This window comes from Pseudomonas siliginis, assembly GCF_019145195.1.
Classification (GTDB): Bacteria; Pseudomonadota; Gammaproteobacteria; order Pseudomonadales; family Pseudomonadaceae; genus Aquipseudomonas; species Aquipseudomonas siliginis.
On sequence record NZ_JAHSTW010000007.1, the window covers coordinates 168,313 to 189,778 of the forward strand.

23 protein-coding genes are annotated in these 21,466 nt (G+C 60.0%); 1 reads left to right on the forward strand and 22 read right to left on the reverse strand.

Annotated elements, in window-relative coordinates:
• Positions 1–4 precede the first annotated feature (4 nt).
• The 19 genes from der to trmJ all read right to left on the reverse strand — a co-directional run bounded on the left by der (position 5) and on the right by trmJ (position 16,740).
• Complete coding sequence (gene der / locus KVG87_RS15395; RefSeq protein WP_024014210.1) at positions 5–1,477, reverse strand: ribosome biogenesis GTPase Der; 1,473 nt, start codon at positions 1,475–1,477, stop codon at positions 5–7.
• Between the two features lie 135 nt (positions 1,478–1,612).
• A complete protein-coding gene (gene bamB / locus KVG87_RS15400) occupies positions 1,613–2,764 on the reverse strand; it encodes an outer membrane protein assembly factor BamB (protein ID WP_051600540.1) in 1,152 nt (383 codons plus the stop codon).
• Positions 2,757–3,398 carry a tetratricopeptide repeat protein gene (locus KVG87_RS15405; RefSeq protein WP_056790153.1) on the reverse strand — a complete coding sequence of 214 codons (642 nt, stop codon included), beginning with the start codon at positions 3,396–3,398 and terminating at the stop codon, positions 2,757–2,759. Before KVG87_RS15405 ends, bamB begins: the two co-directional genes overlap by 8 nt.
• A gap of 41 nt (positions 3,399–3,439) precedes the next feature.
• Positions 3,440–4,729, reverse strand: coding sequence for a histidine--tRNA ligase (hisS, locus tag KVG87_RS15410; RefSeq protein ID WP_016773333.1), 1,290 nt, complete (start codon positions 4,727–4,729; stop codon positions 3,440–3,442).
• 22 nt (positions 4,730–4,751) lie between these two features.
• Complete coding sequence (ispG, locus tag KVG87_RS15415; RefSeq protein WP_016773332.1) at positions 4,752–5,861, reverse strand: flavodoxin-dependent (E)-4-hydroxy-3-methylbut-2-enyl-diphosphate synthase; 1,110 nt, start codon at positions 5,859–5,861, stop codon at positions 4,752–4,754.
• A 3-nt stretch (positions 5,862–5,864) separates the two neighbouring features.
• Positions 5,865–6,884, reverse strand: coding sequence for a RodZ domain-containing protein (locus KVG87_RS15420; RefSeq protein WP_217851431.1), 1,020 nt, complete (start codon positions 6,882–6,884; stop codon positions 5,865–5,867).
• Positions 6,884–7,642: a type IV pilus biogenesis/stability protein PilW gene (gene pilW, locus KVG87_RS15425; protein WP_016773330.1), complete on the reverse strand. Its 759-nt coding sequence runs from the start codon at positions 7,640–7,642 to the stop codon at positions 6,884–6,886. Before pilW ends, KVG87_RS15420 begins: the two co-directional genes overlap by 1 nt.
• A gap of 12 nt (positions 7,643–7,654) precedes the next feature.
• Positions 7,655–8,803 (reverse strand): dual-specificity RNA methyltransferase RlmN, encoded by a 1,149-nt coding sequence (rlmN, locus tag KVG87_RS15430; protein ID WP_024014215.1) that lies wholly within the window; start codon positions 8,801–8,803, stop codon positions 7,655–7,657.
• Positions 8,804–8,831: 28 nt separating this feature from the next.
• Positions 8,832–9,257 (reverse strand): nucleoside-diphosphate kinase, encoded by a 426-nt coding sequence (ndk, locus tag KVG87_RS15435; RefSeq protein ID WP_024014216.1) that lies wholly within the window; start codon positions 9,255–9,257, stop codon positions 8,832–8,834.
• An 88-nt stretch (positions 9,258–9,345) separates the two neighbouring features.
• Positions 9,346–9,546, reverse strand: a complete 201-nt coding sequence (gene iscX / locus KVG87_RS15440; RefSeq protein ID WP_027619659.1) for a Fe-S cluster assembly protein IscX — start codon at positions 9,544–9,546, stop codon at positions 9,346–9,348.
• A 14-nt stretch (positions 9,547–9,560) separates the two neighbouring features.
• On the reverse strand, positions 9,561–9,902 hold the full coding sequence (gene fdx / locus KVG87_RS15445; RefSeq protein WP_016773327.1) for an ISC system 2Fe-2S type ferredoxin: 342 nt from the start codon (positions 9,900–9,902) through the stop codon (positions 9,561–9,563).
• Positions 9,902–11,767, reverse strand: a complete 1,866-nt coding sequence (gene hscA, locus KVG87_RS15450) for a Fe-S protein assembly chaperone HscA (RefSeq protein ID WP_217851433.1) — start codon at positions 11,765–11,767, stop codon at positions 9,902–9,904. The genes fdx and hscA overlap by 1 nt, the downstream gene beginning before the upstream one ends.
• A 50-nt stretch (positions 11,768–11,817) precedes the next feature.
• A complete protein-coding gene (gene hscB / locus KVG87_RS15455; RefSeq protein ID WP_217851436.1) occupies positions 11,818–12,339 on the reverse strand; it encodes a co-chaperone HscB in 522 nt (173 codons plus the stop codon).
• 8 nt (positions 12,340–12,347) lie between these two features.
• Positions 12,348–12,671 (reverse strand): iron-sulfur cluster assembly protein IscA, encoded by a 324-nt coding sequence (iscA, locus tag KVG87_RS15460; protein ID WP_003227904.1) that lies wholly within the window; start codon positions 12,669–12,671, stop codon positions 12,348–12,350.
• A gap of 34 nt (positions 12,672–12,705) precedes the next feature.
• On the reverse strand, positions 12,706–13,092 hold the full coding sequence (gene iscU, locus KVG87_RS15465; RefSeq protein ID WP_003227907.1) for a Fe-S cluster assembly scaffold IscU: 387 nt from the start codon (positions 13,090–13,092) through the stop codon (positions 12,706–12,708).
• A 100-nt stretch (positions 13,093–13,192) separates the two neighbouring features.
• A complete protein-coding gene (locus tag KVG87_RS15470; protein WP_016773324.1) occupies positions 13,193–14,407 on the reverse strand; it encodes an IscS subfamily cysteine desulfurase in 1,215 nt (404 codons plus the stop codon).
• A gap of 50 nt (positions 14,408–14,457) precedes the next feature.
• The gene (gene iscR, locus KVG87_RS15475) at positions 14,458–14,949 is read right to left on the reverse strand and encodes a Fe-S cluster assembly transcriptional regulator IscR (protein WP_016773323.1); all 492 of its coding nucleotides are present in this window, start codon (positions 14,947–14,949) and stop codon (positions 14,458–14,460) included.
• Between the two features lie 240 nt (positions 14,950–15,189).
• Positions 15,190–15,966: a serine O-acetyltransferase gene (gene cysE / locus KVG87_RS15480; protein WP_024014221.1), complete on the reverse strand. Its 777-nt coding sequence runs from the start codon at positions 15,964–15,966 to the stop codon at positions 15,190–15,192.
• A 3-nt stretch (positions 15,967–15,969) separates the two neighbouring features.
• Entirely contained in the window at positions 15,970–16,740 is a 771-nt protein-coding gene (gene trmJ / locus KVG87_RS15485) for a tRNA (cytosine(32)/uridine(32)-2'-O)-methyltransferase TrmJ (RefSeq protein ID WP_041479930.1), read from the reverse strand.
• A 145-nt stretch (positions 16,741–16,885) separates the two neighbouring features.
• Between trmJ and suhB the strand changes: the two genes are divergently transcribed.
• A complete protein-coding gene (suhB, locus tag KVG87_RS15490; RefSeq protein WP_016773320.1) occupies positions 16,886–17,704 on the forward strand; it encodes a type III secretion system regulator SuhB in 819 nt (272 codons plus the stop codon).
• A 243-nt stretch (positions 17,705–17,947) separates the two neighbouring features.
• Here suhB and KVG87_RS15495 read toward each other — a convergent pair whose 3' ends face one another.
• From KVG87_RS15495 to secD, 3 genes are all read right to left on the reverse strand, one after another.
• The gene (locus KVG87_RS15495) at positions 17,948–18,496 is read right to left on the reverse strand and encodes a glycine zipper 2TM domain-containing protein (protein WP_217851438.1); all 549 of its coding nucleotides are present in this window, start codon (positions 18,494–18,496) and stop codon (positions 17,948–17,950) included.
• A gap of 121 nt (positions 18,497–18,617) precedes the next feature.
• Positions 18,618–19,532: a protein translocase subunit SecF gene (secF, locus tag KVG87_RS15500; protein WP_110603668.1), complete on the reverse strand. Its 915-nt coding sequence runs from the start codon at positions 19,530–19,532 to the stop codon at positions 18,618–18,620.
• A 9-nt stretch (positions 19,533–19,541) separates the two neighbouring features.
• Positions 19,542–21,410, reverse strand: coding sequence for a protein translocase subunit SecD (secD, locus tag KVG87_RS15505; protein WP_217851440.1), 1,869 nt, complete (start codon positions 21,408–21,410; stop codon positions 19,542–19,544).
• Positions 21,411–21,466 lie beyond the last annotated feature (56 nt).

Consider the following 21,466-nt stretch of genomic DNA (forward strand, 5'->3'; position numbering starts at 1 on the left):
GCTTCTACTTCTTGTCGCGGCGCTTCTTGCTGGCTTTCTTGTTGTGCGACATCAAGCGACGCTTCTTGTTGACCTGGCGGTCGGTCAGCGTGTTCTTGTTGCCTTCGTACGGGTTCTCGCCGCCCTTGAACTCGATGCGGATCGGCGTACCGACCAACTTGAGTACACGACGGTAAGTGTTTTCCAGATAGCGCACGTACGACTTCGGCACTTTCTCGATCTGGTTACCGTGGATCACGATGATCGGCGGGTTCGCACCACCGAGGTGAGCGTAGCGCAGCTTGATCCGGCGGTTGTTGACCATCGGCGGCGCGTGCTCGCCCACCGCATCTTCGAGAATCTGGGTCAGACGGTTGGTCGGCCAGCGGGTAACAGCGGACTTGAACGAGTTCTGCACCGAAGCGTAGAGGTTGCCCACGCCCGTGCCGTGCAACGCCGAGATGAAGTGAATGTCGGCGTAGTCGACGAAGAACAGACGACGTTGCAGCTCGACTTTCACAAAGTCGCGCTCGCTCGGCGTCATGCCGTCCCACTTGTTGATCGCGATGACCAGCGCACGACCGGATTCGATCGCGAAGCCCAGCAGGTTCAGGTCGTGATCGACCACACCCTCGCGGGCGTCCATCACGAAGATCACCACGTTGGCGTCTTTGATCGCCTGCAGGGTTTTGACCACGGAGAACTTTTCGACTTCTTCGTGGATCTTGCCCCGCTTGCGCACACCGGCGGTGTCGATCAGCGTGTACTTCTCTTCATTGCGCTCGAACGGAATGTAGATGCTGTCGCGGGTGGTGCCCGGCTGGTCATACACGATGACCCGGTCTTCACCGAGCATACGGTTGACCAGGGTCGACTTGCCGACGTTCGGACGGCCGATGATGGCGATCTTGATCCCGTCTTTCTCGCTCGGGCCAGGAATGCGCTTGGCTTCCTCGCCTTCGGCAACGACTTCTTCCTCTTCGCCCTCAGCCGGCTCGTCATCATCGCGCGGGAATTCGCTCAGGGCGGCTTCCAGCAGTTGCGTGATGCCACGGCCGTGGGCGCCGGCGATCGGGATCGCGTGGCCCATGCCCAGCGGGGCGAATTCGGCGCGGGCCATTTCCGGGTCGATGTTGTCGACCTTGTTGGCCACCACGTGGGAACGCTTGTTACGTTTGCGCAAATGCTCGGCGATCATCTGGTCGGCAGCGGTAAAACCGGCCTTGGCATCTACCAGAAACAGCACCACATCGGCTTCTTCGATGGCCAGCAGCGACTGCTCGGCCATTTTTTCGTCCATACCATGTTCGTCACCGGAGATACCGCCGGTGTCGATCAGAATGTAGGAACGCCCTTGCCACTTGGCCTCACCGTACTGGCGATCACGGGTCAGACCGGACAGGTCGCCGACGATGGCGTCACGCGTCCTGGTCAGGCGGTTGAACAAGGTGGACTTGCCGACGTTCGGTCGGCCCACCAGGGCGATTACGGGAACCATGCGGCTCTCCACTTCGTTATTTCAGAAAATACAAAAGCCGCTGCGAGGCAGCGGCTGGTGCTCGGGGCAACACCCGGGGGCGCTGCAAACCCTGCTGATGCAGGGCCGCTTGGGGATGAACCCCAAGCATAGTTGTTACTTGATGGTCAGGGCTTCCAGTTTGCCGCTGTTGCCATACACATAAATCGTGTCGCCCACCACCAGCGGACGGGCACGCAGGCCGTCGCTGTCGATGCGCTCACGGCCGACGAAACGACCGTCGACCTGACTCAGCAGATGCAGATAACCTTCCAGGTCACCCACAGCTACGTAGCTGGAGAACACTTCCGGTGCCGACAGTTGACGGCGAGCCAGCGAGTCGTTGCTCCACAGTGCGGTGGTGGAACGCTCGTCGACGCCTTCAACGGTGCCCGAAGACAGGCTCACGTAGACGCTGCCGAAACCTTGAGCGATACCGGCATAGCTCGACGCATCGCGCTGCCACAGTTGACGACCGCTTTCCAGATCCAGTGCCGCAACGCGACCCTGATAGCTGGCCACGTACAGCGTGCCGCCGGACAGCAGCAGGCCGCCGTCGATGTCGACCACGCGCTCCAGTTCCGAACGACCCTGTGGAATGGCGATGCGTTGTTCCCACACCGGCACGCCGTTGGAGATGTCCAGCGCAACCACTTTACCGGTCGACAGGCCAGCTACCGCCAGACGGTTGGTGACCAGCGGAGCACTGGTGCCACGCAGGGTCAGGACCGCCGGGGTGCTGTCATACACCCAGCGCTGGTTGCCGGTGGCAGCGTCCAGACCGATCAGACGATCGTCCTGGGTCTGCACAACGACCACGTCGCCATTGTTGGCCGGCGGCGCGAGGACTTCACTGTTGACGCGGGCACGCCACTTCTCTTCACCGTTGCTGGTGTCCAGAGCGACGACTTCGCCACGCAGGGTACCGATCAGTACCAGACCGTAACCCACGCCAACGGCGCCGGAGACAGGCAGTTCCAGATCCTGGTCCCACTTCACGTCGCCATTGCTGCGATCCATGGCCATTACGACACCGGTAACATCGGCGGCGTAGATGGTGTCACCGTCGATCGCCGGCACCAGCATGTTGTAGGTCTCGCCCTGACCGTCACCGATCGAGCGGCTCCATTGCTTCTGCAGAACCACTTCCTCTTTGAAGTCGGTCAGCTCGGCCGGTGGCAATTCTTTCTTGCTGTTGCTGCTGCAACCCGCGGCCAGAAGGGCCAGAGCCAGCAATGCTGCATGCTTCCAACGGATCACGTCACGCATCCCCTTTGGCCAGGTCGTCGAGCTTGATTTGAAGGCCACCGACCGCCGCTTCATCCGACAGTGCCGCCTTGGCTTTTTGATACGCCTTGTTCGCGTCATCGGTACGGCCCAAGCGCACCAGCAGGTCGCCCTTGAGTTCTTCGCGAGTGGCCAGGAACGCTTTGTCGGCATCGCCGTCGAGCAGTTTCAGGGCGTCTTCGGCCTTGTCCTGCGCGCCCAGCACCTGCGCCAGACGCTGACGGGCGATTTCGCCCAGCGCCGGGTTGGCCGGTTTGTCGACGATGGCTTTGAGTTCGGTTGCCGCGTCGTCCAGCTTGCCGCTGTCAACCGCCACTTTGGCGACGAACAGGCTGCCGTATTGCGCATAGGCAGAACCGCCGTATTCGCTGTTGAGCTTGCCGGCCAGATCCGCAACGCGGGCGGCATCAGGCTTGCCGTCAGGCGTCAGCGTGGTTTCCAGCAATTGCTGATAGAGCACCGAGGCGCCTTGCGACTGGTTGCTCTGATATTTGTGCCAGGCCTGCCAGCCGAACACGATGACCAGCGCCAACAGGCCGCCGGTGACCAGAGGTTTGCCGTTGCGTGTCCACCAGTCCTTCAAATCCGCCAACTGTTCGTCTTCGGTACTCGACACCCCAATACTCCTTAATCGCTAAATCGGCTGTTAAGACAGCTTCAACCCTGCACGACGCAGGTGGCCAGGTGAGCGGCAAGCGCATCCCAGGCAATGCTTTGTTGTTCGCCCTGGCCACGCAGGGGTTTGAAACCTACCACTTGCTGGGCCATTTCGTCGTCACCGAGGATCAATGCGTACAGCGCACCGCTCTTGTCGGCCTTCTTGAACTGGCTTTTGAAACTGCCGGCGCCGGCATTGACTTGCAGGCGCAGGTTTGGAAGTTCATCGCGAACCCGTTCGGCCAGGGCCAGACCGGCCAGCTCGGCCTCTTCACCGAAGGCGCAGAGGTAGACGTCGACCTGACGGGCAATTTCCTGCGGAATCTGCTCAAGGGTTTCGAGCATCAATACCAGACGCTCGATGCCCATGGCGAAACCGACGCCCGGGGTTGGCTTGCCGCCCATCTGCTCGACCAGACCGTCGTAACGGCCGCCCGCGCACACGGTGCCTTGGGCGCCGAGCTTGTCGGTGACCCATTCGAAAACGGTTTTGCTGTAGTAATCGAGGCCACGCACCAGTTTCGGGTTGAGCACGTAAGGAATGCCGACGGCATCCAGACGCGCCTTCAGGCCTTCGAAGTGAGCGCGGGACTCGTCGTCGAGGTAGTCGGCCATTTTCGGCGCATCGACCAGCACGGCCTGGGTGTCGGCATTTTTCGTGTCGAGCACGCGCAGCGGGTTGGTTTTCAGGCGACGCTGGCTGTCTTCGTCGAGCTTGTCGTGGTGCGCCGAGAGGTACTCGACCAGGGCTTCACGATAGCGACCACGGGATTCGCTGGTGCCGAGGCTGTTGAGTTCGAGCTTGACCGCATCACGAATGCCCAGCTCGCCCCACAGGCGCCAGGTCATGATGATCAGCTCGGCGTCGATGTCCGGACCGTCGAGGTTGAACACCTCCAGACCGATCTGGTGAAACTGACGATAACGGCCTTTCTGCGGACGCTCGTGGCGGAACATCGGGCCGATGTACCAGAGTTTCTGCACCTGACCACCGCCGGTGATGCCGTGCTCGAGTACGGCACGCACGCACGCCGCGGTACCTTCCGGACGCAGGGTCAGGGAGTCGCCGTTGCGGTCTTCGAAGGTGTACATCTCTTTTTCGACGATGTCGGTCACTTCGCCGATCGAGCGCTTGAACAGCTCGGTGAACTCGACGATCGGCATGCGGATCTGCTTGTAACCGTAGTTATCCAGCAGACGCGCCACAGTGCCTTCGAAATAACGCCACAGCGGGGTCTGTTCGGGCAGGATGTCGTTCATGCCACGAATGGCTTGCAGAGACTTGCTCACAAAATTTCCTTAATTCATTCGATCAGCCGCGCGCGATAACGGCAGCGTCAGCTTCGACCTTTTCGGCCGCTTTCTGGCGGATCAGCTTTTCCAGCTCGTCCACCAGATTGTCATTCGTCAGCTTCTGCGACGGCTTGCCGTCGATGTAAATCAGGTTGGGCGTGCCGCCGGTCAAGCCGATATGGGCTTCCTTGGCTTCGCCGGGGCCGTTGACCACGCAACCGATGACCGCGACATCCAGCGGCACCAGCAGGTCTTCAAGGCGCCCTTCCAGCTCGTTCATGGTCTTGACCACATCGAAGTTCTGCCGCGAGCAGCTCGGGCAGGCGATGAAGTTGATGCCACGGGAACGCAGATGCAAAGACTTGAGAATGTCATAACCGACCTTCACTTCCTCGACCGGGTCGGCCGCCAGCGAGATGCGGATAGTATCGCCAATCCCTTCGGCGAGCAGCATACCTAGGCCCACGGCGGATTTCACCGTGCCCGAACGCAAACCGCCAGCTTCAGTGATGCCGAGGTGCAGCGGCTGGACGATTTCTTTCGCCAGCAAACGGTACGCTTCGACGGCCATGAACACGTCGGAGGCCTTAACGCTGACCTTGAAGTCCTGGAAATTCAAGCGTTCAAGGTGTTCAACGTGGCGCAAAGCGGACTCGACCAGCGCCGCCGGGGTCGGCTCGCCGTATTTCTTTTGCAGGTCTTTTTCCAGGGAACCGGCATTGACGCCGATGCGGATCGGAATGCCGCGATCACGCGCCGCATCGACCACGGCACGCACACGGTCTTCACGACCGATGTTGCCCGGATTGATACGCAGGCAATCCACACCCAGTTCGGCCACGCGCAAGGCGATTTTGTAGTCGAAGTGGATGTCAGCCACCAACGGCACTTTGACCAGTTGCTTGATCTTGCCGAACGCCTCGGCGGCGTCCATGTCCGGCACCGAGACGCGAACGATGTCGACGCCGGCGGCTTCCAGACGATTGATCTGCGCCACGGTCGCAGCGACATCATTGGTATCGCTGTTGGTCATGCTCTGCACAGCGATCGGCGCGTCGCCGCCCACCGGTACGTTGCCGACCCAGATCTTGCGCGATTCGCGACGTTTGATTGGAGATTCGCCGTGCATGACTTATTGACCCAACTTCAGGCGAGCAGTCTCGCCACTGGTGAACGGAGCGATATCGACCGGTTGGCCGTTGTAGCTGACCTGTGCTGCGCGGGCAACGCCCAGACGCACATTGAGCGGCGGTTTGCCGGAAACGGTCACGCTGTCGCCTTTATGCTTCAGACCACTGAAAATCACTTTGCCACGGCCATCGGTCACCTGTGCCCAGCAATCGCCGGTGAACTGCAATTGCACCTGGCCTTCGCCGGCAACCGGAGCAGCTGCTTCAGCGCTTGGCGCTTGGGCGACCGGCGCGGTCGGGGCAGGTGTCGCTGGGACATTCGGCGCTGGAGTGGCCGGAGCCGCCACCACTGGCGCAGGCGTCTGTGCCGGTGCGCTTGGCGCAACTGCCGGGGCAGCTGGCTCGGTCGCTGGGGCAGCAGATTCGGCGCCGGTCGATTCAGCACTGGTTTCCGACTGCGGCAAGGCCAGCGTTGTCGAACTGTCGGCCTGATTTTCGGCGACAGCCTGATCTTCCGGCTCGTCGATCGGGTGGATCTGCGTGGTGCCGTCCGCGCCTTCGACTTCGACGTGTTCCGGCGCCAGGCTGGTCAGATCGCGGGTGCGCTGCGAGGTCTGATCCTGCCACCAGACGAAACCGCCGCCGATGACCGCAATCAGCAACAACAGGCTGACAATACGCAAAATGGTGTGGGAAACGCGCACTGGCTCTTCGATACGACCGAGGGCGTGAACGTTGCTGCCCTGGGAGTCGGTGCCGGTGGACTGGTCGAATTGCTGAACCAGAACGGTCTGGTCCATGCCGAGCAATTTGGCATAGGCGCGAATGTAACCGCGAGCGAAGGTATGCCCCGGCAGCTTGTCGAAAGCGCCGGCTTCAAGATTGCTCAGGGACGTCACGGTGAGGTTGAGCTTGAGGGCCACTTCGGCCAGCGACCAGCCATTGCTTTCGCGGGCCTGGCGCAGGGTCTCACCGGGATTTACGCGATTCGCTGCTACAACTTCGGGATGCGCCGCTTTCATCATTGCTCCGACAGGTATTGCTGATATTCCGGCGTACCGGGATAGAGTCGTTTTAATTGCAGACCGTAACTGGCTGCCTTGTCGCGATCTTCAAACACTTTTGCCAGCCGAACGCCGAGCAATAGACTACGTGCATTTTGTTCGGTGAGCTGGCTGAAACGGTCGTAATAGTCACGCGCGGGCACATAATGCCTGTCTTCGAAGGACAACTCAGCCATTTCCAGCAATGCGCGCGGTTGTTGGCGATTCAGGCGCAGAGCTTTTTCCAGCTGTTGCTGCGCCAGATCACGCTGGCCAAGCTTGGCGGCGGTCATGCCGAGGTTTTCGAAGACCCGCGAGCGCTCAGGATACAGGGTATCGGCGGCCGCTTGTTCAAAACGCTCGTAGGCTTCCTTGTAGCGCTGTTCTTCGTAGAGAAAACTGCCGTAGTTGTTGAGGATGCGCGCATCGGCGGGACGTGAGGACAGGGCCTTGCGAAAGTGCTCGTCGGCAAGTGCCGGCTCCATTTCAGCCTGGAACACCAGACCGAGGGCCGCATTGGCGTCGGGGTCGGAACCGTCCAGTTCCAGCGCTTTCTTCAATGGCACCTTGGCGCGCTCGGTCATGCCTTGCTGCAGATAGCCCAGCCCCAGCTGCACGTAGGCAGCCCGCGCTTCATCGCGGCCCTTGCTGGTCTTCATCGGGTTGTAGTCACCCGACAGGACACAACCAGCGCACAGGCTGGCCAACAGCAACAGCAGCGCAAAGCGCAGGGACATAGAGATCCTCTCTTAGTTAGTGTTCGCGGCGTTCTGTGCCAGATCGCTGTCGGCGCTCAACTCGCGCACGGCGATGTAACGTTCGCTGCGACGGGTGCGATCCAGCACCTGCCCTACCAATTGACCACATGCGGCATCGATGTCTTCACCACGGGTGGTGCGCACGGTGACGTTGAAACCGGCCTGATGCAACTGATCCTGGAAGCGGCGGATGGCATTGTTGCTCGGCCGCTCGTACCCGGAGTGCGGGAACGGATTGAATGGGATCAGGTTGATCTTGCACGGGATGTCTTTAAGCAGCTCGATCATTTCCACTGCGTGCTCAAGCTTGTCGTTGACGTCCTTGAGCAACGTGTACTCGATGGTCAGCACACGTTTCTCGCCAAGGGCGGACATGTAGCGCTGGCACGACTCGAGCAGCATCTTAAGCGGATATTTCTTGTTGATCGGCACCAATTGGTTACGCAATGCGTCATTCGGTGCGTGCAGGGACAACGCCAGGGACACGTCGATGTGCTTGGCCAGCTCATCGATCATCGGCACCACACCCGAGGTGGACAGGGTCACGCGGCGCTTGGAGATCCCGTAGCCGAGGTCATCCATCATCAGATGCATGGCGGCGACGACGTTGTCGAAGTTCAGCAACGGCTCGCCCATGCCCATCATCACCACGTTGGTGATCGCACGGTCGACGGTGGCCGGGACGCTGCCGAAAGATTTGTTGGCAATCCACACCTGACCGATGACTTCGGCGGCGGTGAGGTTGCTGTTGAAGCCTTGCTTGCCGGTGGAGCAGAAACTGCAATCCAGGGCACAGCCTGCCTGGGACGAAACGCACAAGGTGCCGCGCTTGCCCTGGGGAATGTACACGGTCTCGACGCAGCTGCCGGACGCCACGCGCACCACCCATTTACGGGTGCCGTCGCTGGAGATGTCCTCGCTGACCACTTCCGGACCACGCACTTCAGCAATGGCCTTGAGCTTGTCGCGCAAGGCTTTGCTGACGTTCGTCATGGCGTCGAAATCATCGACGCCAAAGTGGTGAATCCATTTCATTACCTGACCGGCACGGAAACGCTTCTCCCCGATTGAGTCGAAGAATTTTTCCATTTCCGGCTGGGTCAGACCCAGCAGGTTTGTTTTAACAGTCGATGTAGTCATGGATTCACCTTCACTCTGCAAGCAATGCTTAGCGAGTGGTTACTTCAGTAGCTGCGAAGAAGTAAGCGATTTCGCGAGCGGCAGCAGCTTCGGAGTCCGAACCGTGAACGGCGTTGGCGTCGATCGATTCAGCGAAGTCAGCACGGATGGTGCCGGCAGCAGCTTCTTTAGGGTTGGTAGCGCCCATCAGCTCACGGTTGCGAGCGATAGCGTTTTCGCCTTCCAGAACCTGAACGACAACCGGACCGGAAGTCATGAAAGCAACCAGGTCACCGAAGAAACCGCGCTCGCTGTGCTCAGCGTAGAAGCCTTCGGCTTCGGCTTTGGACAGTTGCTTCAGTTTCGAAGCTACAACGCGCAGGCCAGCGTCTTCGAAGCGAGTGGTGATCTTGCCGATCACGTTTTTAGCAACGGCGTCAGGCTTGATGATGGAGAAAGTACGTTGAACAGCCATGGTGTAACTCCAGAAACGGTAATTTGCGAAAAATTAAACCCGCGAATTATACGCGGGTTCTTTGGTATTGCCTAACCTGCGAGGACGATCAGTCGACTTCTTCGATCCAGAGCGCCTGAACCGCTTCCAACACCTTCTCGCCGACACGGCCGGAGGTGTTGTCGAAGTCAGGCAGTTCCATGATCCATCGCTGCAGGTCGACGAAATTGACAGAAAGCGGATCTACATCCGGCTTGGCTTCCGCCAATTCTTCTGCAATGCGTTGAACATCATTCCAACCGTAGCTCATGACAGTCTTACCAGTCAGTGCGGCGCTTCGGCCGCATGGTTAAGCGAATATTTCGGAATTTCGACGGTGAGGTCTTCCTCACCGACGATGGCCTGGCAAGCCAGACGCGATTGCGCCTCAAGGCCCCAGGCACGATCAAGGAAGTCTTCTTCCAGCTCGTCGGCCTCTTCCAGCGAGTCGAAACCCTCGCGGATGATGCAATGGCACGTGGTGCAGGCGCAGACGCCGCCGCACGCGCTTTCCATCTCGATATGGTGTTCGTGGGCCAGTTCGAGAATCGATGTGCCGGGCGCAGCCTCGACCACCATGCCTTCAGGGCAGAACTTCTCGTGGGGCAGAAAAATGACCTGCGGCATCAGATATCCTCGATTTCATTCAGGTTGCGCCCCGACAGAGCGGCTTTCACCGTCAGATCCATGCGGCGGGCAGCAAAAGCATCGGTCACTTGCGACAGACGCTTGGTCTGCTGCTCGATGGCATAGCCATCGGTACCTTTCATCAGTTCGGCCAGTTCCTGCATTTGCAGTTCGATGACCATGCGCTCTTCGGCATCGAGCAAACGCTCGCCATCGGCATCCAGCGCGCCCTGCACCGCTTCGAGCAGGCGCTGGGCATCGACTTGCTGCTCACGCAGAACACGGGCGACCTTGTCGTCATTGGCGTGCTGGAACGAATCTTTGAGCATCTTGGCGATTTCGCCATCGGTCAGACCATAGGATGGTTTGACCTGAATGCTCGCTTCAACGCCCGAGCCCAATTCACGGGCAGACACGCTGAGCAGACCGTCGGCATCGACCTGGAAGGTCACGCGAATTTTCGCCGCACCGGCCACCATCGCCGGAATGCCGCGCAATTCGAAACGTGCCAGAGAGCGACAGTCGCTGATCAGCTCGCGCTCGCCCTGCAACACGTGGATCGCCATGGCCGACTGGCCGTCTTTATAAGTGGTGAAGTCCTGGGCGCGCGCGACGGGGATGGTGGTGTTGCGCGGAATCACCTTCTCCATCAGCCCGCCCATGGTTTCCAGCCCCAGGGACAGCGGAATCACGTCGAGCAGCAGCAGTTCGCCGCCATCGCGCTTGTTGCCAGCCAGGGTGTCGGCCTGGATCGCGGCCCCGATGGCCACCACTTGATCCGGGTCGATTTCCGTCAATGGCTGACGACCGAAGGCTTCGGCAACGGCTTCACGAACACGTGGCACGCGGGTCGAACCGCCGACCATGACCACGGCGTGGACGTCTTCCAGTTCGATACCGGAATCGCGAACCGCGCGGCGGCAGGCTTTCAGACTGCGCGCGACCATTGGCTCGATCAGCGCATCGAAGGCTTCGCGGGTCAACTGGGCTTTCCAGTGGCCGTAAGCCACTTCAACGCTGGCGGCGTCGGTCAAAGCTTCTTTGGCCGCACAGGCAGTTTGCAGCAGATTGCGTTGTGCGCCCGGGTCGAGATCGGCGGACAAGCCAGCACTCTCGATGATCCAGCCGGCAATCGCATGATCGAAGTCATCGCCGCCCAGCGCGCTGTCGCCGCCAGTGGCCAGAACTTCGAAAACGCCGCCAGTCAGACGCAGAATGGAAATATCGAAAGTACCGCCGCCCAGGTCATATATCGCCACCAGACCTTCGGCGTGCTGATCCAGACCGTACGCTACAGCGGCAGCGGTCGGTTCGTTGAGCAGACGCAACACGTTCAGACCGGCGAGTTTGGCCGCATCTTTGGTGGCCTGACGCTGCGCATCGTCGAAGTAGGCAGGAACGGTGATTACCGCGCCAACCAGTTCACCACCCAAGGTCGCTTCAGCGCGCTGACGCAGGACCTTGAGGATATCGGCGGAGACTTCAACCGGGCTTTTCGGGCCTTGCACGGTATCGATAAACGGCATGTGCGATTCGCCGCCGACAAAGCGGTACGGCAGTTGCTCGCCCAATTGCTTGACGTCGGATAGACCACGACCCATCAAGCGCTTGACCGAGAGCACGGTGTTCAGAGGATCGGAGGCTGCTGCCAGCTTGGCGGACTCACCGACTTCGACGCGGTCGGCGTGATAACGCACGGCGGACGGCAGGATGACCTGCCCGTTGGCGTCGGCCAGCGGTTCGGAAAGACCACTGCGCAGCGCAGCGACCAGCGAATTGGTAGTACCCAAGTCGATGCCCACAGCCAGACGGCGCTGGTGCGGTTGAGGACTTTGGCCGGGTTCGGCGATCTGCAGTAGAGCCATGGTGATCAGGTCTTGTCTGTCTGTCAGCGTGCAATCAGGGCAGCACTGGGTTAATCGTCGAGGCGCTCTTCCAGCTGGCGCACTTCGTAGGTGAGCTTGTCGAGGAACTGCATGCGCCGCATCAGGCGTTCGGCCTGCTCGCGTTGCGCTGCATCATCCCAACAGGCTGAGAAGCTTTCGTTGAGCTGTTCCTGAGCTGCCTTCAAACGACGTTTGAATACCGCGACACCGTCGAGGTCGGCACTGTCCTGCAGATCTTCGAGCTCTTCGCGCCATTGCATCTGCTGCAGAAGAAACTCGGGATCGTGGACGGTGACTTCCATCGGCACTTCATGCCCGCTGATTTTCAGCAGGTAGCGTGCGCGCTGGGCCGGACTCTTGAGCGTCTGGTAGGCGTCGTTGAGCCGCGCCGATTGCTCGAGTGCCGAGCGCTGCTCGCGTTCGGAGGCGTCGGCAAAACGGTCAGGATGGACGCCGCGCGCCAACTCACGATAGCGCGTGGCCAACTGCTCGAGATCCAGGCGGAAGCTCGGTTGCAGCTCGAATAAAGCGAAATGACAAGGAATACCCACGACCAGCCTCAGATGTTGAAGCTTTCGCCGCAGCCACATTCACCGCGCACGTTGGGGTTGTTGAACTTGAAGCCTTCGTTCAACCCTTCCTTGACGAAGTCGAGCTCGGTGCCATCCAGGTAGGCCAGGCTTTTCGGGTCGATGATCACCTTTTCGCCGTGACTCTCGAACACCTGATCTTCCGCCACTACCTCGTCGACAAACTCCAGCACGTAGGCAAGGCCGGAACAGCCTGTGGTGCGAACACCCAGACGAATCCCTTCACCTTTGCCGCGCCCGTCGAGGGAGCGCCGCACGTGTCGAGCAGCCGCTTCTGTCATGCTGATAGCCATCGTTGACTCCTTACTCGTCGCCGAATCTTGAAATTCAGATCAAGCCTTTCTTCTGCTTGTAATCGCGGACAGCCGCTTTGATAGCGTCTTCAGCGAGCACGGAGCAGTGGATTTTCACTGGCGGCAGGGCCAGTTCTTCGGCCAGCTGAGTGTTCTTGATGGTTTCGGCTTCGTCCAGGGTCTTGCCCTTCATCCACTCGGTGGCGAGGGAGCTGGAGGCAATGGCCGAACCGCAACCGTAGGTCTTGAACTTGGCGTCTTCGATAACGCCCTGATCGTTGACCTTGATCTGCAGACGCATCACGTCGCCGCACGCCGGAGCGCCGACCATGCCGGTGCCGACATCAGGATCTTCCGCGTTCATCTTGCCGACGTTGCGCGGGTTTTCGTAGTGGTCGATGACCTTTTCGCTGTAAGCCATGATTCTCAATCCTCACTCATCAGGGCCGCTCTTGAGACCCTGCAACTGCGCTGCGTTAACGCCGCGTCGCTACAGGATCTGTATCCGGCGGCTTCTATAGTTAGTGTGCCGCCCACTCGATTTTCGAGATATCGACGCCGTCTTTGTACATGTCCCAGAGCGGCGACAGAGCGCGCAGCTTGGTAACGGCCTCGCAGACTTTCTGCGCGGCGTAGTCGATTTCTTCTTCGGTGGTGAAACGGCCGAAGGTAAAGCGGATCGAGCTGTGTGCCAGTTCGTCGTTGCGGCCCAGGGCGCGCAGTACGTACGAAGGCTCCAGCGACGCCGAGGTACAGGCCGAACCGGACGATACCGCCAGATCTTTGAGCGCCATGATCAGCGACTCGCCTTCAACGTAGTTGAAGCTCAGGTTCAGGTTGTGCGGAACGCGGGCGGTCAGGCTGCCGTTGACGTACAGCTCTTCCAGATGCTCGACCTGCTTGTAGAAGCGATCGCTCAAGGCTTTGATGCGCACGTTTTCGGCAGCCATGTCTTCCTTGGCTACGCGGAACGCTTCGCCCATGCCGACGATCTGGTGGGTCGCGAGGGTGCCGGAACGCATGCCGCGCTCGTGACCGCCGCCGTGCATGGTCGCTTCGATGCGCACACGCGGCTTGCGGCTGACGTACAGCGCGCCGATGCCTTTAGGGCCATAAGTCTTGTGGGCGGAGAACGACATCATGTCGACTTTCAGCTTCTGCAGGTCGATCTCGACCTTGCCGGTGGACTGAGCCGCGTCGACATGGAACAACACGCCTTTGGCGCGCAGCATCTCGCCGATTGCGGCGATGTCGTTGATGGTGCCGATTTCGTTGTTGACGTGCATCACCGACACCAGAATGGTGTCTTCGCGCAGTGCAGCATCGATCATTGCCGGGGTGATCAGACCGTCTTCGGTCGGCTCGAGGTAAGTCACTTCGAAACCTTCACGCTCCAGCTGGCGCATGGTGTCGAGGACAGCCTTGTGCTCGATCTTGCTGGTGATCAGGTGCTTGCCCTTGGAGGCGTAGAAATGTGCCGCGCCCTTGATCGCCAGGTTGTCGGATTCGGTGGCGCCGGAGGTCCAGACGATTTCACGCGGGTCGGCGTTGACCAGATCGGCCACCTGACGACGAGCGTTTTCGACGGACTCTTCAGCCTTCCAGCCGAACACGTGGGAACGGGACGCCGGGTTACCGAAGTTTCCGTCGACCAGCAGGCATTCACTCATTTTCTGCGCAACGCGCGGATCAACCGGGGTGGTTGCAGAGTAATCAAGGTAAATCGGCAATTTCATGGACTATCTCCTAAATCAGGGCTGGCGTGCCGCGGGTAGCTCTTCGGCTGTCATTCGACGGCGGACGCTTCAATCTTGTCCAGGCGTGGCGCCTTGCTGCTGCAACGGCGCTGGTCCTGACGCTGGGCCACTTCTTGTACCTCACGGCGAGTCACAAGGTCGGCCAAGCTGATACCGCTCAGAAATTCGTGAATCTGCAGGCTCAAGTCGCACCACAGATGATGGGTCAGGCAGGTATCACCGGAATGGCAATCGCCCTGGCCCTGGCACTTGGTGGCATCGACCGATTCGTTCACCGCATCAATCACCTGGGCGACCTGGATGCCCTGCATGTCGCGGGACAACTGGTAGCCACCACCCGGACCGCGAACGCTGGAAACCAGGTTGCTGCGGCGCAGCTTGGCGAACAGCTGTTCGAGGTAGGACAGGGAGATGCCTTGGCGCTCGGAGATATCGGCCAGAGACACCGGCCCGTGCTGCGCGTGCAACGCCAGGTCAAGCATGGCGGTCACGGCGTATCGGCCTTTTGTAGTCAGTCGCATGGACAGTTACCACGGAGTTCGGAATGGGCGGGAGTATGCAATTCCCGAGCATTTAAGTCAACTATAAGACCTAGTGCTTTAGTCGGGTTTACCCGCAAAAGAGCGCGCGCACTATAGCAAAGACGGGGCGCGGACAGCCAGCGCAACCGCGTGATCGTTCTTCGCGAGCAGGCTCGCTCACACATTGGAATGCATTGCTCTTGTGGGAGCGAGCCTGCTCGCGAAAAGCAGCGCCGCGGTTCAGCCGGCTTTCGATTCGTCCTTGCCCTTGACGCAAGCGAAGTCTTCTTCGCGCAGCTCAGGCAGATCTTTCGCACAGTAATTGCTGCCCAGATCCTTCAGTGCGCCGCACATGCCTTCCAGACGCCCGTCCACCGCTTGCAGATGATCGAGCAATTGGCCGATGGCGCGGGCCACCGGGTCAGGCATGTCTTCGCTGACACCGTAGGCGTCGAAACCGATCTTTTCCGCCATGGCTTTGCGCTTGGCGTCCTGCTCTTCATCGGTCTTGACGATGATCCGCCCCGGAATCCCCACCACCGTGGCGCCCGGCGGCACTTCCTTGGTGACCACAGCGTTGGAGCCGACTTTGGCGCCGGCACCCACCGTGAACGGGCCAAGCACCTTGGCGCCAGCACCGACCACGACGCCATCACCCAGCGTCGGGTGGCGCTTGCCTTTGTTCCAACTGGTGCCGCCGAGGGTTACACCCTGATAGATAGTCACGTCGTCGCCGATCTCGGCGGTTTCACCAATGACGATGCCCATGCCGTGGTCGATGAAGAAACGCCGACCGACCTTGGCGCCCGGGTGAATCTCGATCCCGGTCAGCCAGCGACCGAAGTTCGACACCAGCCGCGCCAGCCACTTCAATTCGTTGCGCCAGAGCATGCCGGCCAGACGATGAATCCAGATCGCATGCATGCCGGGGTAGCAGGTCAGGACTTCAAAAGCGTTACGCGCCGCCGGGTCTCGATGGAATACGCTTTGGATATCTTCACGCAAACGCTCAAACATCATTCAATCCTTCCGCTTTAGAAGCTCGCCACGGGCCGCTTTCTGGGTTTCCGTGAGGATGCCACGCAAAATGTTCATTTCCGCCCGGCTGACCGAGCTGCGTCCGTACAACCGGCGCAGGCGCGCCATCAAGTGCCGTGGCTTTTCCGGGTCGAGGAATTCGATGGCAACCAGCGTCTGCTCCAGGTGCTCATAGAATCGCTCCAGCTCATCCATGGTCGCCAGCTCGGCACTTTTCACCGAGGCCACTTCTTCTTTCTCGACCTTGCTTGGCTGACCCTGTGCGGCCAGCCAGGCCATGCGCACTTCATAACTCAACACCTGCACCGCCGCCCCGAGATTCAGCGAACTGAACGTCGGGTCGGAAGGGATGTGCACGTGAAAGTGACATCGCTGCAGCTCTTCGTTGGTCAGGCCGGAGTCTTCACGGCCGAACACCAAAGCAATCTCGGCGCCCTGCCCGGCTTCCTCGACCACCTTGTTGCCGCATTCGCGCGGGTCCAGCAGCGGCCAGGGAATACGCCGGTCGCGGGCGCTGGTGCCGAGCACCAGATTGCAGCCGACCAGAGCATCTTCCAACGTGGCGACGACTTGCGCGTTTTCAAGGATGTCACCGGCACCAGAGGCGCGGGCATCGGCCTCGTGGTGCGGGAAGACCCGCGGATCGACCAGCACCAGTCGCGACAGACCCATGTTTTTCATGGCGCGCGCGGCCCCGCCGATGTTGCCGGGGTGGCTGGTGTTGACCAGGACGACACGAATGTTCTGCAGCAAGGGAGGCGCTCTCGGACACAGGAAAGGGGGGCAAATCTTACAGAACAGCCTACCGTTAAGCTATGAAAGCGAACAGCGTCCTTCACCTGAAGAAAAGTTCTGATAGAATGCGCGGCTTTCTTTAACAACCTTAGGTGACACATCCATGCAGCCCATGCTGAATATCGCGCTGCGCGCCGCCCGCAGCGCCAGTGAACTGATCTTCCGCTCCATCGAGCGCCTGGATACCATCAAGGTCGACGAAAAAGACGCCAAGGATTACGTATCCGAGGTCGATCGCGCCGCTGAACAGAAAATCATCGATGCCCTGCGCAAGGCTTACCCGAATCACTCGATTCAGGGTGAAGAAACCGGCCTGCACGCTGGCACCGGCATCGAAGGCGAAGAGTACCTGTGGATCATCGATCCACTGGACGGCACCACCAACTTCCTCCGTGGCATTCCGCACTTTGCAGTGAGCATTGCCTGCAAATATCGTGGTCGCCTGGAACACGCAGTGGTTCTGGACCCGGTTCGCCAGGAAGAATTCACCGCCAGCCGTGGTCGCGGCGCTCAACTGAACGGTCGTCGTCTGCGCGTAAGCGGTCGCACCAGCCTCGACGGCGCCCTGCTCGGCACTGGCTTCCCGTTCCGTGACGATCAGATGGACAACCTCGACAACTACCTGGGCATGTTCCGCGCCCTGGTTGGCCAGACTGCCGGCATCCGCCGCGCCGGTTCGGCGAGCCTGGACCTAGCTTACGTGGCTGCCGGTCGTTTCGATGCGTTCTGGGAGTCGGGCCTGTCCGAGTGGGACATGGCTGCAGGCGCCCTGCTGATTCAAGAAGCCGGCGGCCTGGTGAGCGACTTCACCGGTGGTCACGACTTCCTTGAGAAAGGCCACATCGTTGCCGGCAACACCAAATGCTTCAAGGCAGTGCTGACGGCGATCCAGCCGCACCTGCCGGCCTCGCTGAAGCGCTAAGCTGTACGCGAAACCAAAAAAGCACCCTCCGGGGTGCTTTTTTTATGCCTGCAATTCCAAACACCACAATTTCCCTGTAGGAGCGAGCCTGCTCGCGAATGGGCGTGTCAACAAAGGAAATATAAACTGTTGGACCGCATTCGCGAGCAGGCTCGCTCCCACAGGTGAGAACCGCGTTCAGCCCTGAATTGCGGGTACAAAAAAAGCACCCCGCAGGGTGCTTCTTTTCACAACAGTAGCGCTTTACTGACTTGGCTCATTCTGCGACAGGATCAGCTTGCCTTCCTTGTCGACCGGAATCTGGTTACCCGGATCGCGATCCATCCGCACTTTGCCTTCCTTGCCATCAAGCGAGTAACGCACGTCGTAACCGACGACCTTGTCGCTGATGTCATTGACCGTGTTGCAGCGAGTTTGCGTGGTGGTGTAGGTGTCACGCTCCTGCATGCCCTCCTGCACCTTGTTGCCCGCATAACCGCCACCGACCGCACCGGCCACCGTGGCAATCTTCTTGCCGGTACCGCCGCCAATCTGGTTACCCAGCAAACCACCGGCCAGCGCGCCGACCACGGTACCGGCGATCTGGTGTTGATCTTTTACCGGCGCCTGACGGGTCACCGTTACATCCTTGCATACTTCACGTGGAGTCTTGATCTGTGTCTTGACCGGCTCAACGGCTAATACTTGCGCATACTCAGGGCCGCTTTTAACCAGGCTGTAGGTGGCAACAGCACCCCCGGCTGTGACACCGACAGCACCCAATACCGCACCAACCAGCAACGACTTGTTCACATGAACCTCCTGACCATCACATGCGGGACGCGCCCGCGCTTCTCCCAGCCTTGGAGCACAAAAAAAGGCGCGAGTTCAACTCGCGCCTTTTGTTGGCTGATAGCCGGGAAATCGCTGGCCGTTATGGACGGTCGTCGACTTCCTTATCGGTGTTGGCCGGAGGAATCAGATCCTCGGTGGTCAGGTTCAGCCAGATCAGCACCACGTTGGCGATGTAGATCGACGAGTAGGTACCCGCCAATACACCGATGAACAGCGCGATGGAGAAGCCGAACAGGTTGTCGCCGCCGAAGAACAACAGTGCCGCGATTGCCAGCAGGGTGGAGATCGAGGTCGCCATGGTGCGCAGCAGGGTCTGGGTGGTCGAGATGTTGATGTTCTCGATCAGCGTCGCCTTGCGCAGCACACGGAAGTTCTCACGTACCCGGTCGAAAACCACGATGGTGTCGTTCAGCGAGTAACCGATGATCGCCAGCACCGCCGCCAGTACTGTCAGATCGAAGGTGATCTGGAAGTACGAGAGGATACCCACGGTCACGATCACGTCGTGGATCAGCGACACAATCGCGCCGACCGCAAACTTCCACTGAAAGCGGAACGCCAGGTAGATCAGGATGCCGCCGAGCGCCAGCAGCATGCCGAGGCCGCCCTGGTCGCGCAGTTCTTCACCGACCTGCGGGCCGACGAACTCGACACGCTTGACCGTCGCCGGGTTGTCACCGCCGACTTTCTGCAATGCGTCTGCGACCTGATGGCCCAGCTGCGGGTCTTCACCCGGCATGCGCACCAGCAAGTCAGTAGTGGCGCCGAAGTTCTGCACCACGGCTTCGTGATAACCGGAAGTCGCCAGTTGCTCGCGCACCTTGGTGACGTCGGCCGGACGCTCGTAGGTCAGCTCGATGAGCGTACCGCCGGTGAAGTCCAGGCCCCAGTTCATGCCCTTGGTGGCGACACTGAACAAGGCAATGACGGTAAGCAGCAATGTGACGCCGAACGCGAAGTTGCGAACGCCCATGAAGTTGATTGTACGTAACATGGCAGCCCCTTAAATCCACAACTTCTTGAAGTCACGTCCGCCAAAGATCAGGTTGACCATTGCGCGGGTCACCATGATGGCCGTGAACATCGAGGTAAAGATCCCGAGGGACATCGTCACTGCGAACCCCTTCACCGGGCCGGTGCCCATGGCGAAGAGAATGCCGCCGACCAGCAACGTGGTCAGGTTGGCGTCGAGAATCGCGGTGAATGCCCGGCCGAAGCCTTCGTTGATTGCCCGCTGCACAGTCATGCCGGCGGCGATCTCTTCACGAATCCGCGAGAAGATCAGTACGTTGGCGTCGACCGCCATACCCATGGTCAATACGATACCGGCGATACCCGGCAGGGTCAGAGTGGCACCCAGCAACGACATCAATGCCAGCAGCAGCACCATGTTCACCGCCAGCGCGACGGTGGCGATGACGCCGAAGAAGCGGTAGATGGCGATGATGAACAGCGACACGAACAGCATGCCCCACAGGGAAGCGTCGATACCTTTGGTGATGTTGTCAGCACCCAGGCTCGGACCGATTGTGCGCTCTTCAGCGAAGTACATCGGTGCAGCCAGACCACCGGCACGCAGCAGCAGCGCCAGCTCGGACGACTCGCCCTGACCGTTCAGGCCAGTGATGCGGAATTGCGCACCCAGCGGCGACTGAATGGTCGCCAGGCTGATGATCTTCTTCTCTTCCTTGAACGTCTGCACCGCGACGTCTTTCTCGACGCCATCAACCACTTGCTTGGTGTAAGTGGTGACCGGACGCTGTTCGATGAAGATCACCGCCATGCTGCGACCGACGTTGGAACGGGTCGCGCGGCTCATCAGCTCGCCACCATGACCATCCAGACGGATGTTCACTTCAGGCGTACCGTGCTCGCCGAAACCGGCCTTGGCGTCGGTGACCTGGTCACCGGTGATGATCAGGCCACGCTCGATCTGCGCAGGCGGACGGTTGCCTTCGCGGAATTCGAACGATTCGGAAGTGGCTTTCGAAGCGCCCGGCTCGGCGGCCAGACGGAACTCAAGGTTGGCCGTCTTGCCGAGAATACGCTTGGCTTCGGCAGTGTCCTGCACGCCCGGCAGCTCAACCACGATGCGGTTGGCGCCCTGACGCTGCACGATCGGTTCGGCAACACCCAGCTCGTTGACGCGGTTACGTACCGTTGTCAGGTTCTGCTTGATGGAGTATTCACGGATTTCCGCCAGCTTGGCCGGGGTCATCGCCAGACGTAGCACCGGTTGACCGTTGAGGTCGGCCGGAACAATGTCGAAATCGTTGAAATTCTTGCGGATCAGCGCACGGGCCTGTTCGCGGGAATCTTCATCGCTGAAGCCCAACTGAATGGCACCGCCCAGTTGCGGCAGGCTGCGATAGCGCAGCTTCTCTTTGCGCAGCAGGCTCTTGACGTCGCCTTCGTAGACCTTCAGGCGCGCATCAAGGGCTTTGTCCATGTCCACTTCGAGCAGGAAGTGCACACCACCGGACAAGTCCAGACCCAGCTTCATCGGGTGCGCACCGAGGTTGCGCAGCCATTGCGGAGTGGTCTGTGCCAGGTTCAGCGCGACGACGTAGTCATCACCCAATGCCTTGCGTACAACGTCCTTGGCCGGCAGCTGATCTTCAGCCTTGCTCAGACGGATCAGACCGCCCTTGCCGCCAGCCGTCAGCGAGGCCGCCTTGACGTTGATGCCGGACTCTTTCAGCGCTGTGCTGACGCGAGCCAGATCGGCGTCATTAACCTGCAGAGCCGTGCTGGCGCCGCTGATCTGAATCGCCGGGTCATCAGGATAAAGATTGGGAGCGGAATAAATCAGACCGATCGCCAGCACCGCCAGGATCAGAATGTATTTCCACAGAGGGTATTTGTTCAGCATCACGCCGCCCGTTATGAACGCGGGGCGCCTTGCGCGCCCCGTCGATTGAGTAGAAG

Bases quoted from the DNA above. Each gene is read 5' to 3' on its own strand.
- rlmN (WP_024014215.1), bottom strand. From the start codon at position 8,803: ATGACTACATCGACTGTTAAAACAAACCTGCTGGGTCTGACCCAGCCG.
- ispG (WP_016773332.1), bottom strand. From the start codon at position 5,861: ATGCACGGCGAATCTCCAATCAAACGTCGCGAATCGCGCAAGATCTGG.
- KVG87_RS15470 (WP_016773324.1), bottom strand. From the start codon at position 14,407: ATGAAATTGCCGATTTACCTTGATTACTCTGCAACCACCCCGGTTGAT.
- iscA (WP_003227904.1), bottom strand. From the start codon at position 12,671: ATGGCTATCAGCATGACAGAAGCGGCTGCTCGACACGTGCGGCGCTCC.
- hscA (WP_217851433.1), bottom strand. From the start codon at position 11,767: ATGGCTCTACTGCAGATCGCCGAACCCGGCCAAAGTCCTCAACCGCAC.
- der (WP_024014210.1), bottom strand. From the start codon at position 1,477: ATGGTTCCCGTAATCGCCCTGGTGGGCCGACCGAACGTCGGCAAGTCC.
- secD (WP_217851440.1), bottom strand. From the start codon at position 21,410: ATGCTGAACAAATACCCTCTGTGGAAATACATTCTGATCCTGGCGGTG.
- bamB (WP_051600540.1), bottom strand. From the start codon at position 2,764: ATGCGTGACGTGATCCGTTGGAAGCATGCAGCATTGCTGGCTCTGGCC.
- iscX (WP_027619659.1), bottom strand. From the start codon at position 9,546: ATGAGCTACGGTTGGAATGATGTTCAACGCATTGCAGAAGAATTGGCG.
- iscU (WP_003227907.1), bottom strand. From the start codon at position 13,092: ATGGCTTACAGCGAAAAGGTCATCGACCACTACGAAAACCCGCGCAAC.
- secF (WP_110603668.1), bottom strand. From the start codon at position 19,532: ATGTTACGTACAATCAACTTCATGGGCGTTCGCAACTTCGCGTTCGGC.
- pilW (WP_016773330.1), bottom strand. From the start codon at position 7,642: ATGTCCCTGCGCTTTGCGCTGCTGTTGCTGTTGGCCAGCCTGTGCGCT.
- suhB (WP_016773320.1), top strand. From the start codon at position 16,886: ATGCAGCCCATGCTGAATATCGCGCTGCGCGCCGCCCGCAGCGCCAGT.
- fdx (WP_016773327.1), bottom strand. From the start codon at position 9,902: ATGCCGCAGGTCATTTTTCTGCCCCACGAGAAGTTCTGCCCTGAAGGC.
- KVG87_RS15420 (WP_217851431.1), bottom strand. From the start codon at position 6,884: ATGAAAGCGGCGCATCCCGAAGTTGTAGCAGCGAATCGCGTAAATCCC.
- ndk (WP_024014216.1), bottom strand. From the start codon at position 9,257: ATGGCTGTTCAACGTACTTTCTCCATCATCAAGCCTGACGCCGTTGCT.
- cysE (WP_024014221.1), bottom strand. From the start codon at position 15,966: ATGTTTGAGCGTTTGCGTGAAGATATCCAAAGCGTATTCCATCGAGAC.
- iscR (WP_016773323.1), bottom strand. From the start codon at position 14,949: ATGCGACTGACTACAAAAGGCCGATACGCCGTGACCGCCATGCTTGAC.